Source organism: Streptomyces sp. NPDC048106, from assembly GCF_040706415.1.
In the GTDB taxonomy this organism is placed as follows: Bacteria; Actinomycetota; Actinomycetes; order Streptomycetales; family Streptomycetaceae; genus Streptomyces.
The window spans coordinates 1-14,370 of the sequence record NZ_JBEZND010000081.1 but is presented as its reverse complement, the minus strand read 5'-3'; the positions used below and the strand labels follow the sequence as shown (position 1 = coordinate 14,370).

At 70.5% G+C, this 14,370-nt stretch carries 11 protein-coding genes; 4 read left to right on the top strand and 7 right to left on the bottom strand.

The annotated features are described in order from the left end of the window. Window positions 1–221 precede the first annotated feature (221 nt). Window positions 222–632 carry a DUF3592 domain-containing protein gene (locus AB0927_RS40080; RefSeq protein WP_366672802.1) on the bottom strand — a complete coding sequence of 137 codons (411 nt, stop codon included), beginning with the start codon at window positions 630–632 and terminating at the stop codon, window positions 222–224. 306 nt (window positions 633–938) lie between these two features. On the opposite strand from AB0927_RS40080, the gene AB0927_RS40075 reads away from it, so the two are divergent. From AB0927_RS40075 to AB0927_RS40060, 4 genes are read left to right on the top strand one after another with little or no spacing between them, the layout of a single operon-like run. Further along, window positions 939–3,506: a YfhO family protein gene (locus tag AB0927_RS40075; RefSeq protein WP_366672801.1), complete on the top strand. Its 2,568-nt coding sequence runs from the start codon at window positions 939–941 to the stop codon at window positions 3,504–3,506. Window positions 3,507–3,565: 59 nt separating this feature from the next. Then, window positions 3,566–4,516: a glycosyltransferase family 2 protein gene (locus AB0927_RS40070; RefSeq protein ID WP_366672800.1), complete on the top strand. Its 951-nt coding sequence runs from the start codon at window positions 3,566–3,568 to the stop codon at window positions 4,514–4,516. Beyond that, on the top strand, window positions 4,513–4,905 hold the full coding sequence (locus AB0927_RS40065) for a GtrA family protein (protein WP_366672799.1): 393 nt from the start codon (window positions 4,513–4,515) through the stop codon (window positions 4,903–4,905). The genes AB0927_RS40070 and AB0927_RS40065 overlap by 4 nt, the downstream gene beginning before the upstream one ends. A gap of 50 nt (window positions 4,906–4,955) precedes the next feature. Continuing rightward, complete coding sequence (locus AB0927_RS40060; RefSeq protein ID WP_366672798.1) at window positions 4,956–5,612, top strand: HD domain-containing protein; 657 nt, start codon at window positions 4,956–4,958, stop codon at window positions 5,610–5,612. On the opposite strand, the gene AB0927_RS40055 is transcribed toward AB0927_RS40060, so the two are convergent. From AB0927_RS40055 to AB0927_RS40030, 6 genes are all read right to left on the bottom strand, one after another. Continuing rightward, on the bottom strand, window positions 5,609–6,877 hold the full coding sequence (locus tag AB0927_RS40055) for an MFS transporter (RefSeq protein WP_366672803.1): 1,269 nt from the start codon (window positions 6,875–6,877) through the stop codon (window positions 5,609–5,611). The genes AB0927_RS40060 and AB0927_RS40055 overlap by 4 nt on opposite strands. A gap of 134 nt (window positions 6,878–7,011) precedes the next feature. Then, a complete protein-coding gene (locus tag AB0927_RS40050; RefSeq protein WP_366672797.1) occupies window positions 7,012–7,752 on the bottom strand; it encodes a VOC family protein in 741 nt (246 codons plus the stop codon). A 160-nt stretch (window positions 7,753–7,912) separates the two neighbouring features. After that, complete coding sequence (locus AB0927_RS40045; RefSeq protein WP_366672796.1) at window positions 7,913–9,781, bottom strand: TniQ family protein; 1,869 nt, start codon at window positions 9,779–9,781, stop codon at window positions 7,913–7,915. Window positions 9,782–9,795: 14 nt separating this feature from the next. Further along, window positions 9,796–11,079 (bottom strand): TniB family NTP-binding protein, encoded by a 1,284-nt coding sequence (locus tag AB0927_RS40040; RefSeq protein ID WP_366672795.1) that lies wholly within the window; start codon window positions 11,077–11,079, stop codon window positions 9,796–9,798. Continuing rightward, window positions 11,076–13,367 (bottom strand): transposase, encoded by a 2,292-nt coding sequence (locus tag AB0927_RS40035; RefSeq protein ID WP_366672794.1) that lies wholly within the window; start codon window positions 13,365–13,367, stop codon window positions 11,076–11,078. The genes AB0927_RS40040 and AB0927_RS40035 overlap by 4 nt, the downstream gene beginning before the upstream one ends. Continuing rightward, window positions 13,367–14,008, bottom strand: a complete 642-nt coding sequence (locus tag AB0927_RS40030; RefSeq protein WP_366672793.1) for a TnsA-like heteromeric transposase endonuclease subunit — start codon at window positions 14,006–14,008, stop codon at window positions 13,367–13,369. The genes AB0927_RS40035 and AB0927_RS40030 overlap by 1 nt, the downstream gene beginning before the upstream one ends. Window positions 14,009–14,370 lie beyond the last annotated feature (362 nt).

The window sequence follows — 14,370 nt, the reverse complement described above, 5'->3', positions numbered from 1 at the left end:
ACCTGCTGGCCACCTGGACCGGCACTTGCCCCACCTGCCGACAACCCACCCCATGGCAGCCCTACGACACGACCTAACAAAGCACTACTAGGGCCTCTCTTTCGGATCTTGCCGGCGGTCGCGGGGAGCCACAAGGCGCTGTTGGCCGGAGCCGACCTGATCCGAAAGAAAGGCCCAGTCCTCCCGCCCCTGACAAAGGGCCCCGGCCCGCCCCGGCCGGGTCACGTCGTCCCGGCGATCAGGACCGCGATGGCCAGGAAGACCAGTCCGACGAACAGCATGAACAGCACCGGACCCACCGTGTGACGCCACATGGACACCCGTGCGGCCTGCGGGTTGTGCGCCGGATACACCACCGGCACCTGCCGGCCGGTCGCGAGTCCCATCCCGCCGCCGCGCATCCGCGTCGTGAACTCCACCCGGTAGCCGCGCTGGTCGGCGAAGGCGATGACCGGCGCCCACGACGGCCCCGAATCCCGCCGGTCCACCCGCACGTTGTCCACCACCATCCCCCACGTGCGTATCCCGTGCCGCCGCAACCGCCACACCACCACGCTCTCCCGCAGCCCGGTCACCAGGACCAGCACGCCGACCGCCCCGCACAGGGCGATTCCGATCAAATTGTTCGACACCCGCCGCCTCTTCCGTCCCGCCCCCGTGCCTACGACTCTACGGAGACAGGGGACGCGTCCTCCCCGCGGACGGTTGCACACCCCGCGGGGCCGCCGCCGGAAGGCCGCGGGGGCACGTCACCTCGAAAACACCTCCGGACAACGTGCCGGAAAGGCCGAGTTTCCCGAGCGGACATCGAATACTCGATTTTCGGCCGGTGTGCGTGACAAAACGCATTACTTTCCGGCACGAGCACAACCGATCGGAAAGCCGCCCCGTCTAATTCCGCGAAATCCACAGTGAATTCACGGGGAGCCTGCCGACCGATGGACCATTCGACCGCGCCGGGTGCGAAACACCGGGCCGCCGCACTTCTCGCCGCCCTCGTGGCGAGCGTGGGAATGTGCGCCGGTGACCTGCTGGCCGGCAGCCGGCCCTTCGGCTCGCGCACCCGCGACGTCAACGACCTGGGCAACCAGTACGTCCCCCTGCACGCCCACCTCTGGGACCTGCTGCACGGCAGGGCGGACGGCGGACTGCTGGTCAACTGGCAGTCCGGGTACGGCTCCAGCTTCCTGCCCGACCTCGGCACCTACCTCTCCAGCCCGTTCGCGCCGCTCGTCGCGCTCTTCCCCCGCGACCGGATCGACCTCGCGGTGTATGTGATCACCGTCCTGAAGATCGCCTGTGCCGCGGCCGCCATGGCCTGGCTGCTGCCCGCCCTGCGGCCCGGCCGCTGGTGGGCGGCGGGACTGCTCGGGGCGTCGTACGCGCTGTGCGGCTGGACGCTCGCCGCCGCGGACTACAACCCGATGTGGCTCGACGGGCTGATCGCGCTGCCGCTGCTGTGCCTGGCCGGCGAGTGGGCCCTCGCCGGACGGCGCCGGGTCCCCGGGGTGCTGCTCGTCGCGCTCGCCTGGAGCGCCGACTTCTACACCGCCTACATGGCCACCCTCGGCGCCGGACTCGTCCTGCTGGTGCGGCTGCTGATCACGCGCCCGCCGCGCCGCCGGGCGATCGCCGGCGCCGGCCGCGCCCTGCTCACCGCCGTCCTCGGCATGGGCCTCGCCGCCCCGCTGGTGGCCGTCGTCTACTTCGGCACCAGGCACGCCTACCCGGGCCGCCTCGCGGAGTTCCACCCGGTGCCCGCCGAGAACCTGCTCGCCCGGCTGCTGCCCGCGACGTACGACTACGGCTCCCCGGCGCTCTACGTCGGCACCACGGCCCTGCTCCTCGCCCTGGCCCTGCCCTTCCACCGGGCCGTCCCCGCCCGCGTCCGCGCCGGCTGGACCGGACTGGTGCTCGCGGTGGCCCTCTCCCTCCAGTGGGCGCCCACCAGCCTGGCCTGGCACGCCTTCGCCGTCCCGCAGGGCAGCTCCTACCGGCAGGCCTTCGTGCTGTGCGGGCTGCTGGTCATCGCCGCCTGGCACGCCCTGTCGTACGGCCCGCCCGGCCTGCCCGCGCTCGGCGCGGCGAGCGCCCTGCTCGCCCTGACCGCCGCCGCCGCGAACCGCACGGACCTGGTCCACGCGCACACCTGGGCCGTGGTGCCGCTCGCCGCCGCCGGGGCGCTCACCGGCCTCGTCCTGCTGCGCCGCACCGGGGGGCGCGGCCGGCTCGCCGCGCTGGCCGTGCTCGTCCTGCTCGGCGCGCAGACCGGGGAGAGCGCCGCCACCGCCGCCGTGGCGAGCGGACTGCGCCTCAAGCACCTGGACGACTACGCGCCCTGGGGCGAGCGGCAGCGGCTCCAGTCCACCGCGATCGCCCGCGCCGACGGCTGGCCCCGCTACCGCACCGAACCCGGCCGCGAACAGACCGTCGCCAACGATCCGTTGGCGGTCGGCGGCCAAGGCGCCGCGTACTACAGCAGCCTGACCTCCGACGTCCTCTCCCGCACCCTCACCGCGCTGGGCGGCGGCTGGACCTCGGGCGGCCGGGCGGTGCAGAGCCTCGACAACGCCGTCACGGACGTGCTCTTCTCCGTCGGCGCCCGCGTGCACAGCCCGCCCGACCCGCACCGGACCCGCCTGCCCGCGGACACCGCCGCGCCGGCCGTCACCCGGCGGGACGTGCCGCCCCTGGTGACCGTGCGGGCCGACCCCGACCGCGCGGCCTTCGGCCCGTCGCCGTACCGCAACCAGGAACTGCTGCTGGGCAGCCGCGTCTACACCGTGCCCCGCGTCGCCGTGGGCGCCGCCGACGGGACGCCGGTGCCCGGCCGCCGGGTCGGCTCCGGGCCCGCGCTGACCGGGGCGACGATCACCGCCCGGTGCCCGGCCGGCACCCAGGTGTACCTGGCCGCGCCGCACTTCTCCGGTACCGCGCGGCTCGCCGGGGGCACCGGCACCGCCCTGTTCCACTTCGCCCACGGGCGCGCCCTGGCCGCGATGGAGCCGCTGGGCCGCGCCCCGGCCTCCGGGCGGATACGGATCGACCTGGTCCCGGACCGGCCCGGCCGCGTTCCGCCCGGCGCCGTCGGCTGCCTGGACACCGCCCGGCTGGACACCGCCGCCGCCCGCCTCAAGGCCACCGGCGCCACCTCGGTCACCGTCTCCGACGGCACCGTGCGCGCCCGGCTCCCCGCCGGGAGCAGGGGACTCGCCGTCGTCGCCGCGCCCCGCATCGCCGGCTGGCGGTGCGCCGCCGGAGACGGCCCGGCCCGCCCCGCCCGGCAGTACCACGGCCTGATCGCCGTCCCCCTGGACGGCACCGAGACCACCCTGACCTGCACCTTCCACCCACCCGGGCTCCGGCTGGGCACGGCCGTCGGCCTCGCCTCGCTCGCGGCCCTCCTCCTGCTCACCGCCGCGGGCGCCGTCCGCCGCCGGCGCGCCCCGGCGCCCGCCCCGACCACACCACCGGCACCGCGCGGGCGCGTGACAGCCGCGCCCTGACCGCGATCCGACCGCGCCCGACCGACCGCGCCCGACCGCGACCCTGGGGGACACCCGCCATGCTGATATCGATCGTCGCGCCCTGCTACAACGAGGAAGACGTCCTGGAGCGCTTCCACGAGGCCGTCCAGAAGGTCGCCGACGAACTGCTGACGCTCGGCCACGACACGGAGTTCGTGTACGTGGACGACGGCAGCCGCGACCGCACCCTCCCCGTCCTCGAACGCCTCGCCGCCCGCGACCAGCGGGTGCGCTACGTCTCCTTCAGCCGCAACTTCGGCAAGGAGGCGGCCCTGCTGGCCGGGCTGCGGCACGCCTCCGGCGACTCGGTCGTCGTCATGGACGCCGACCTCCAGCACCCACCCGGGCTGATCACCCGCATGGTCCGGCTGCGCGAACAGGGCCACGACCAGGTCATCGCCCGCCGCACCCGCACCGGCGACCCCCGCACCCGCACCGTCGCCGCCCGCCTGTACTACCGTCTCGTCAACCGTCTGGTCGACATCGAACTCACGGACGGCGTGGGGGACTTCAGGCTCCTGTCCCGCCGCGTGGTGGACGCGGTGCTCGCCCTCACCGAGTACCACCGCTTCTCCAAGGGCCTGTTCGCCTGGGTCGGCTTCCCCAGCACCACCTTCGCCTACGAGAACGCCGCGCGCGAGGCCGGAAGCAGCTCCTGGAGCCTGCGCGGACTGCTCGACTACGGCCTGGACGGCGTCCTCTCCTTCAACAACCGCCCGCTGCGCGCCGCCCTCTGGCTCGGCATGAGCCTGCTGCTGTGCGCCGGCGTCTACACCGCCTGGATCGTGGTCGCCGCGCTGCTGCACGGCGTGCGGACCCCCGGCTATGTCACCATCATCACCGCCGTCACCGCCCTCGCCGGTGTGCAGATGGTCATGCTGGGGGTGATCGGGGAGTACACCGGCCGCATCTACTACGAGGTGAAGGGCCGCCCGCACTTCCTCGTGAAGGCGACCAACGTGGAACGGACGAAAGACCTCATCCCTTGATAGCGCGACAGATCATCACCTTCGCCGTGATCGGCGTGCTCAACACGGCGGTCTACTACGGCCTTTACCTGCTGTTCCTGATCAGGCTGCCCTATCTCGCCGCGCACGTCCTGGCGTTCGCGCTGAGCATGGCCGGTTCCTTTTTCCTCAACGCGCGGTTCACCTACCGCGTCCGCCCGACCTGGCGGAAATTCCTGCTGTTCCCGCTGACCAATGCCGCGAATTTCGTGGTCACCACGGCGGGGGTGTACGTGATCGTGGACGTCCTGCACGCCGGAAGCCGTTTCGCCCCGCTGCTCGCCTCGGCGGCGGCGATCCCCGTCACGTTCCTGGTGTCCCGCCGGGTCATGCTGCCGGGTGCGGCGCCGCGCGTGGCGGTCGACGAGTGACCGTAGGCTGGGCCGCCTGTGACGGCGGACTTCGGAGAGGGGCGGGGCGGATGGCGACCGAGCAGGGGAACGGGGCCGGGGCCGGCATCGGGGCCGAGGTCGGGGTCGGGGGCGTGCGGGTCCGTCTGGAGCCGTCGATGGAGCGGGCGCGGCAGGTGTGCGCGCAGTACGCGGACGAGGCCCTGTACCACCACTCGTGGCGGTCGTACCTCTTCGGCGCGGCCTGGGCGCGGGACCGGGGCCTGGACTTCGACCAGGAGCTGTTCTTCGTCTCCGCGATGCTGCACGACCTCGCGCTCACCCCGCCCTTCGACAGCCACACCCTCCCCTTCGAGGAGGCCGGCGGGCATCTGGCCCAGGTCTTCACGGCGGGCCTCGGCTGGCCGCCCGAGCGGCGCCGGCGGGCGGCCGAACTCATCGTGCTGCACATGCGGGACGAGGTGACGCCGGAGGAGGACCTGGAGAGCCGGCTGCTCCAGGTGGGCACGAGCGCGGACGTCTCCGGGTCCGGTCTGGACGCCTTCGACCCGGCCTTCACCGAGGCCCTCGTCGCCGCCCACCCGCGGTTCGGCTTCGCCGACTCCTTCGTCCGCCTTTTCGCGGACCAGGCGCGGCGGAAACCGGGCTGTGCGGCGGCGGACCTGGCGGCCGGAGACTGGCCGGACCGCACCCGGGCCAACCCGCTGGAGACCATCCGGCCGCGCTAAGGCTGCCCCGGCCCCCGGCCGACGCCGCCCGGGACCCGCGACGGGGCGGGGAGCGTCCGGCCCAGCCGGGCGAGGGGGGACAGGGCCATCAGCGCCGGGGACAGCAGCATGCCCGCGGCCGTCACCAGGAGGCTGGTGCGCGTGCCCCACGCCTGCGCGAGGAAGCCGCCGAGCAGCGAGCCGAGCGGGGTCAGCCCCATGCCGGCGAAGTTGATCGTCGCGGCCACACGGCCCTGCATCCCGTCCGGGGTGACGGTCTGCCGGACGGCCATGACGGTGACGTTCACCAGCTGGCCGAGGGCGCCGAAGACGAAGTTGGCCGCGAGGAGCGCGGCAACCGTCACCCCGGAGGAGCCGTGCAGCGCGGGCACGAACAGGAACACGCCGTCGCCGAGCGCCGCCGCGGACACGAGCACGGCGCCGTGCCCGAAGCGGCCCGGCAGCCGGGCGGCCAGCAGCGAGCCCAGGACCGCGCCCGGCCCGGTCGCCGCGAGCGCCAGCCCGACGGCGGTGCCCGAAAGGCCCAGATCGCGGGGGAGGAACAGCAGATAGACCGTCATCACGGCCGCGAAGAAGAACTGGAAGGCGGCCGACGCCAGGCACACGGTCCGCAGCGAGGTGTCGCCGGCGACGAAGCGGAGCCCCTCGTGGACGCGCCGCCAGACCCGCGGGGAGCGCGCCGGGCGGGCCGGCACGGACTCGCGGCGGCCGATCCGCCGGATCGACAGGAACGACAGCGCGAAGAACAGCGCGCTGGAGGCGGCGGCGACCGGCGCCGACAGCGCGGACACCAACGCTCCGCCGAGGGCGGGGCCGCCGATCTGCGCGGCGGACCGGCTGCCTTCGAGCGCGCTGTTGCCCCGCACCAACTGGTCGCGGTGCACCAGCCGTATCAGGGACGCCTGGTAGGCCACGTCGAAGAACACGGACAGCGCCCCGGCGGCGAAGGCGGTCACGAGCAGCGCGGGCAGGCCGAGACCGCCGAGGAGGCCCGCCACCGCGGCGGCGCCCAGTGCCAGGGCCCGGCCGGCGTCCGCCAGCACCATCAGCGTCCGGGTCCGCCACCGGTCCACCCACGCGCCGACGAACAGCGACAGCAGCAGGATCGGCGCCTGCCCCACCGCGCGCAGCGCGCCCAGCTCGCCGGCGCCCGCGTGCAAGGTCAGGACGGCGAAGAGCGGCAGCACCACCAGACTCGCCTGTTCGCCCAGCTGGGAGGCCGTCTGGCCGGCCCAGAGCCTGCGGAAGTCCCGGTCCCGCCACAGGCTCGGCGCGGCAGGCCGACCGGAATCGGACGGACCGGAATCGGACGGACCGGAATCGGACAAGGCGGAGGAATCTGACGGCACGGGAACGGCCTCTCGGATGATCGTGGCGATCGAGTGCCGGGGGGGCCTCGTCAGGGCAGGGCGAGGACGCAGAACTCGTGTCCCTCCGGGTCGGCCAGGCAGGTCCACGGCACGTCGCCCTGGCCGACGTCGAGGTCGGTGGCGCCGAGGGCCCGCAGCCGGGCCACCTCGGCCGCCTTGTCGTCGCCGGGAGCCGGCAGCAGGTCGAGATGGACGCGGTCCGGCACGGTCTTCCCGCCGGGCGTGCGGAGGAACTCCAGGTACGGCCCGACGCCCTCGGCGGAGCGCATGACCGCGCGGTCGTCGGTCACCTCGTGCCGGATCCAGTCCAGTGCCTCGCCCCAGAACCGGGCCATGGTCCGCGGATCCGCGCAGTCGACCACCACCGCGGCGATCGGCCCGGTGTCCCGGTAGACCTCGCGGGGCTCGAGCACGCAGAACTCGTTGCCCTCGGGATCGGCGAGGACCGCCCACGGCACGTCGCCCTGGCCCACGTCGACGGGGGTCGCGCCGAGCGTCCTCAGGCGCGCGACCAGCTCCGCCTGATGGGCCGCGGAGGTGGTGGCGAGATCGAGGTGCGTCCGGTTCTTCGTCGCCGACCCGGCGTCCGGGACGGGCACGAGGCCGACGCCGACGGCGGCCGGGTCCGGCCAGACGAGGCCGCCGGCGGGTCCGACGTAGGTGGTCACGCCGGGGCTGTAGGCGTTCCAGCCGAGCGCCGCCGCCCAGAACCGGCCGAGCGCCGAGGGCTCCAGAGCCTTCATGTTCACGTGAACAGGTCGCAGCGCCATGCCGGCGATCCTATGCGAGGCGCCCTGGGGGAAGGCCGGCATTTATGCGGGCTCCCGCTGTGACCGAGAACTTTAGTTGGCACGTCTCGGTCCGAGCTGCGCAGGCCAGGACGGCTTGAAGAATTCTTGTTGGCACATCTTGAGAGGGATAGTTGGCACTTCAAGGGCGCGATTGTTCACTGTGCGTGAGCACCGGGGGGCTTTTGATGATCTGTCCAGCACCTGTGTCGATGTCCCAGGCGAGGCGCTGCGCGAAGTTGGTGAGAACGGGGCGCAGGTCCGCGTAGTGACGCAGCGGATCGGGGCGTGAGAACTGGAACCAGGTGGTGTTTCGCCGGGCGGCCCATTGTTGCTGGACTTCTGTGGGCTGTGCGGCTTCGAGCGGTCGGGGAGCGAAGAGGTGCTCGCCTCGCGTTACCAACGTCCAGACGAATACGGAAGCGTCCTGGCGTTTGCGGTCGTCGGTCTGTGCGCGGAACTGGGCGAGGCTGGGCGGGAGTTCTCGGACCAGCGCTCTCCAGGTATCGATGCTGAGTACCCACTCGTGAAGTGCTTGTCGCCTGCGCCGGTAGTCAATGAGTGGTGGCCGTGATTGCAGTTCGGAGGCAAGTGCGCGGAGGGCTCTGTCCATCTCGAGAGGGTTGCAGCGTGTCCATCCTGAGCGCCGGGTCTCGCGTCCAGCGAGTAGGTGTGTCGGGACGGGAGGGATTCCGAGGAACTCTGCGGCGTCGTCGTAGGCTCCGCCCCGAGCCCACTGGACGAGTCGGACGGCGGCGGCCCTCCGTACGACCTTGGATTCCGAGCCCGCGCAGTTGGCCAGGTAACGCTGGTACCAGTCCAGTTCCAGGAACGCCGGAATGTGCTCGGCTGGGTAGCCGGTTCGGAGCGGTGCTGGTGTGCCCCTGCGGCCGTTGACTCGGGGAAACGCCCGAGTCACGGGTTCAGCGACATGTCGGAGTCGCTCAGAGCAGTCGCTCTTGTGCCTGTCGTAGAGAACGGCCCATGGTGTTCGGCTCGAAGGGCTGCCGAAGGCGGCGCGCGTGAGATCAGAGATGAGTTCAGGCAGGTCGTCCCTCGAGAGCAGGCGATCTGCGGCCATGAGCAGAGCGCCGCAGGCAATGGGGTCACGTGGTGGCATGTCGTGGACTTGTTGGTTGCGTCTCCCGCCCGGACCGTCGTGCAGTTTCCGCGAGTTGGCGTCGATTCGCTCAGCGGTGTCGGTGTCGAGGAGGTCCCGGCTGTGAGGCCATGTCGCGTTGATCAGCGCGGTAGCCAGCCTGAGATCGGTGAAGTACTCGGACGCGTCCGTGGTTCGAGTGGGCGATTTCAGGCGGCCGCGGAGGGACTTTTGGAAGCGGAGGATGTCCGCAGTCGGTCGTGGCCGGTCACGTCCAGCGTCGGTGAGGCGGTCGAGCCTGCCGGCGCAGGCGGAAGACTTCCTTCTCGGTGCCGCCGCGTTGACTGTCCACCGGCATTGCGCTGGATGCAGCGTATGGTCGTTGGCTCGTTGGACCAAAGGTCCTTGCTTGTCGTGCGGCTGGCCGCAGTGCGGGCATTCGGCTTCCAGGTAGGTCCGGTGCTCGGTGCAGGCAAAGATGATGGGCAGGTGCCAGAGCTTGCGCCAGGGCCCGCCGTGCAGTTGCTGCACTCTAGTGCCGTCGCCCGTAAGGCAGGAGGGGCAGAAGCGCGGCGAGCCGATGTAGAGCCATGCGTCTGGTCTCATCCGGCGTCCCTGGTCGGGCAGGGAATGGGCGATCGGCGGATAGCGGTCCCGCCACTGCGCCAGCGTCAGAGCGGAGACTTCCCTGGCCGTCTGTCCTGTGAGCCGGGCGAATGCCTCGGCCTGAGGCTTGGGAAGGTCCAGCAGCAGACTGCCGGGGACGTGATGTGGGCTGGCGTCGTGTTTGATCCAGTCCGCCGCGCGCATCAGATGGAGAGGTGAGAGGTCGAGACGGTGCCCGAGCCGCAGCAGATAGCTGACCAGGGACTCTCCGGACAGATACTCAAGACTCCGGGGCAGTGGATGCATCACGCCTTCACTCGTCAGGCGCCTGCGTGGGCGGCCGGGCCGGCGTCATCGAAGACGGTGTTCCGCGGGCGTTTCGCTGGCTTGGCCTTCTTGTTGGCGGTCGGAAGGTCGGCCGGGATCACGGGCTCGTCCGGTGCCTGATCGGGCGTATCCCGTCGGAGCACGATCTCGTCCAGGAGGTTCTCGTCGATCTTTTCCAGCCCGGACTCCATGGCCTCTTGAGCGCCGTCTTCAAGTAGGCGTCCCAGCAGGCCGATGACACCGCCTGTGCGCCGCATCAAGTACTCCGGCATGGTGCCGCCAGTGAGCATGCCCGCCTTCGCGTTGAAAAGCCGCAGGTGTTGCTCGATTCCCTCCAAGTGATCGACGAAGGTCTGGATCTGCTTAGGGGTGGTGTACCGGAAGCGGTCGATCTCGATGAGCTCGAAGCGGTGCTCGGTCTGCGTGATCTCCAAGCCGTGGATGCGGGTTGACTCCAGCGGCGGCATTTCCCACTGCCGGGTCTGCTTGTTCCACTTGGCCTCGCGAAGCAGCCCGGTGCCGGGGATATTGACTCCAGTCAGGATCAAAGTGACGTCCAGGCTCATTAAGGCCCGCATCAGGTCGAGGACGTCCTGATCGTCGGCCCTGTGCATCCGTAGTCGGCTGATGTCATCCAGGATCAGCGCTTTGACGCCATGGTCATGGAGGGAGTCGGCGACCTGTCGTACCAGTTCCGGCAACGTGGCTGACTTGCGGGTCTGTGCCCGGAAGAAGCCCAGGATCGATCCGCATAGGCTCTTCGGGGTCGCGGTCACCGGGGTCGAGACATAGACGACCGGCGCATGAAGGTCCCGAGTGCCCGGAAGGGCCCCGGGGTTGAGACAGCTGTGCAGTTCCAGCCACTGGGCTTCGAAGACAGCCCCGGCTGAGCAGACAGATGCGGTCTTGCCGTAGTTCCCCCAGCCGCTGATCATGACGCCGGCGCGGGTAGGGTCGTTCTTCTTTCTCGTGTTGCCGCTCAACCGGCGCCGGATCAGCCTGCCGACCTTGTCGTGCATCGGGGTGTCCTGCAGGGGGAGGTTCGCGTTCGTCAGCTCTCGGTAGAGGTCGTAGTCGTACTGGCGGCTCTCGGGGAGCATGGACCACTGCTGCGGCGAGATCACGGAGGCAGGGACGAGCAGATCGCAGTGGGCGCGATAGTGCTGCCAGCCGGCGTAGGTGTCGAGGGATGGGCGGCTGCCGAGGATCAACTCGGCGATCCTGGCTCGTGAAGGCAGGCCCTCCACCGAATCGTCGTGCGAGAGAGCTTGGGTCACGTGTCGTCCTCCCGGACAGTTGTGTCGGCTTCCGAGCCGTCGGGAGGCGGAAGCCGGAACATGCGACGCCGGTTCAGGGCTGCGTGCAGCGTTGCTGGGGCGACGGGCCTGGTGCCGGCGAGTGCTTCTTCGCGTCGCCGACGCCGGTCGGCGTCGACCGCGTGGTCGATCGTGCGGGCGTGCTCGGCCCAGGCCGCGGGCATTTCGGTCGGCATCTGCTCGTCGGCGGGTGCCGGAGTGGCGGGGCGGTCGGCCGCGGCGGCCTGTGCTCGGGTGATCTCGCGGGCCTGGGCGACGCGTCGCTTCTTCCCGGCCTTCTTCTTGGCCTGGCTGGGCCACTGGTCGACGGGGGTGACCGAGCCGAGGATCCCGAGCAGATGCTCCAGGAGCTCGCTTTCCGAGTGGATCCTAATGTTGTTCGCCTTCACGTGCGCGAGAAGGGCGCCGGCGGTCTTGTCCGAAAAGGCGGGGATCTCACCGTCGGGCGGCAGCCCCCGCCAGCGCAGGGTGTGCCAGGTCTCATGGTCGGCGTCGTCCTGGAGGAACACCTGCCGGCGGTCCCTTCGGTCACTGCGGACCACCCACTGGCGCGCGTGCTTGCCGCCTCGGGCGGAGGGCTGGAGGAAACGCGGCTCGTCATCAAGGACCGGGTGGTGATACCAAAGCCCGAGGATCTTCACTCCCCGGCGCGGATGGATCTTCACGTGGTGCTTCCGCAAGACCTTGTAGTAGAAGCTCGGTTCGGGGAAGTCCAGGTCGAAGCCGCCCTGCTCCATCGCCGCGGCGAACAGGGTGTTGGGGCTGTGATCCTCGCCCGGCGCCCAACTCGGCGCGTATTCGCCCAGTTTGCGGTTCTGCCAGATCTGGACGATCCAGGTCGCGATGATGTGCTCGGCCTGTGCGAGCGTGAGGCTCGCATCGCGTTCCGGGTCGGCCCCGCGGTCTGCGACGTCACCGCCGGTGAAGCCCAGCAGGTGCTCGAAGAGCATGGTCTGGATGGTGTGAAATTGGCGTTCGACCGCGAATTTGTCGGTCTGGCGCAGGACGCGGGCAGGCAGGATCCGGCAGCCGATCTCCCGTTCGGCCTCCACCAGGTCGTGGTTCTTGTAGGGGCCGCCGTGGTCGGTGGTGACCGTCTCCGGGGCGAAGAACGGCAGGGCGGCGACCTTGTGCCCGGTGAACTCGGCGACCACGTCGGCTGGGACCCCGGCGTAGGGCCATTCCATGTCCTCGCCCCAGCTGTCCTGCATCGGCAGCGGCAGCATTACGTCCCGCAGCAGCATTGCGACGTCGACCGAGGTATCGGACTGCAGGGTCAGTCGGAAGGCCGGCAGCCCGTGCGTGTAGAGGTCGAGCGCGAGGGTGAGCGTCGCGGTGACCGCGTCACCGAACACGGTCTCGCGCAGCTTCACCGGCATCGGGGTCGAGTCCAGTGCCATAACCTGGCCCGGCCGGTGGACCACCATCCGGCCGGAGACTCCGGCCTCCGCGGCGGCCTCGGCCGTCCGCCCGTAACGCGGCCGGGCTCCGCCGGGCCCGAACCACTCCTCCCAGACGGTCGCGAACGTCCAGCGAGAAGGAATCTTCTCGGCCGGGAATACCGGGAACCGCTCGCGCATGTACTGGTGCATCAACCGGTGTCTGGCGGCCCAGCTCAGGCCGGCGCGTTCGCGGCACTCGGCCTTGACCGCGAAGATCGCCTCCCGGACCTCCTCGGTGATGCTGCGGTGCCCGCTGCGTCGCCGCGTCCAGCGCCCGTCCGCGCAGGCCAACAGGAGACTGTCGCCCGCCAGTCCCGACAGACGCATCAGCGTTCGGTAGCTGAGGTGCTGCAGGCCGAGCCGGACCGCCTCCGGACGGGGCATCGCCTTCATCTCCGCAGCCTTCGAGCGGCGGCGCTCGGTCAGCGTTGTGCGGTCCGGGTCGTAGGCGGACCGGGGTTCACACGGCAAGGCCCGAGCCGGGTGGCCCGCCCGGAACCCCGTCTCGGCTTCCAGTACGTGCGCGGCCCGCAGCCGGGCCCGCTCTAACTGGTCCGTCGTCAGGTCGGCCAGTGTCCTTGGCTGTTGGGCCACTCGCGACGGGTGCCCCGGCTCCTGGGACTTCGGCAGGAGCCGCAGGTCGGGATGGTTGAGGAGCCAGCGGAACGAGCGGGTCTCCGTGCGGCCGTCGTCATCCGTGAGGACGAGCCGACCGTACTGACCATGGACGTCCTCGATCTTCCACTCGACGCCGTTGAGCGTGATCCGCCTGCCCGGCGCGATCTGCAGGAAGCCCCTCGCTGCCATCACACCGCCCAGATCATAGAGCTGTCCCGTAAGGGACTGCCCAGGTCAACGCCGAGCTCGCGTTGCCAGAGCAACCGGACGATGTTCGCCCGGCCAACGGCAGGCACGCTGGTCGCGTCCGCCAGCTCGCAGAACGTCATTACCCGTCCCTGCTGACCGCCGATAGCGGTGAGCAGTTGCTCCCGCATACCGAGCAGGTCCCTCGCCGGCCGTCGGCGCGAGGACAGATGATCAAGGACACTCCAGACATGCGGGCGCCAGCCCGCGATTACCGAGTACCGCCAGCCGCAGGCGGCCGCCACTTCCCTGGCCGCCGCGAACTTCAGTGCGTCCTCTTTCTTGATCAGCTTCATCGGCCGGACGTCCAGCAGCCACATCCCGCCGTCGATCACAGCCAGGAAGTCCGGGATGTGCCAGGCCTGTCCGCCCACATGCTCGAAGTCCAGCCGGAACGGCTGCGACAGAACCTCCGACGCCCTCAAGAAGTCCAGCGCGACCAGCAGACGCATCTCTTCCAGCGACTCGAAGCCGTGTTGCCTGCCTGTTGAGGCCATCACCTCCAGGCCGGGGCGATGCCGCTGCTTCGCCCGCCACGTGAACCCCCGCATCGGACGTGACGACAGCACCGGCACGTGCGCCATGTCTCGGATCGGCCAACAGACTTCGCCAGCACCCACCCGCCATGACGAACTCCACCGACAAGGCCAGTCGTCATCGAGCCGTAGCCGATCCCGCTCGGTGACAACCCCGTCATGCTCAATGGCCAACTGGTCAAGGTGACTTGACTCCGATGGGATCATTGCCCTCGTTGCGCCGCCCATCTATCCACGGCAGCACCCTCTGCCCAGCGATGGCGTCCCTTCTTCGAAATTGACCACAATTTGGCGTGAAGCGTCGAAGATTTGTGAACTAAGGGCTGTCCCGTAAATGATCTTTGATGTGCCGGGTGACCTGGTGGTTTCTGCGTCACCCGGCAAGGACGAGGTTGTGCAGGCGGGAGATG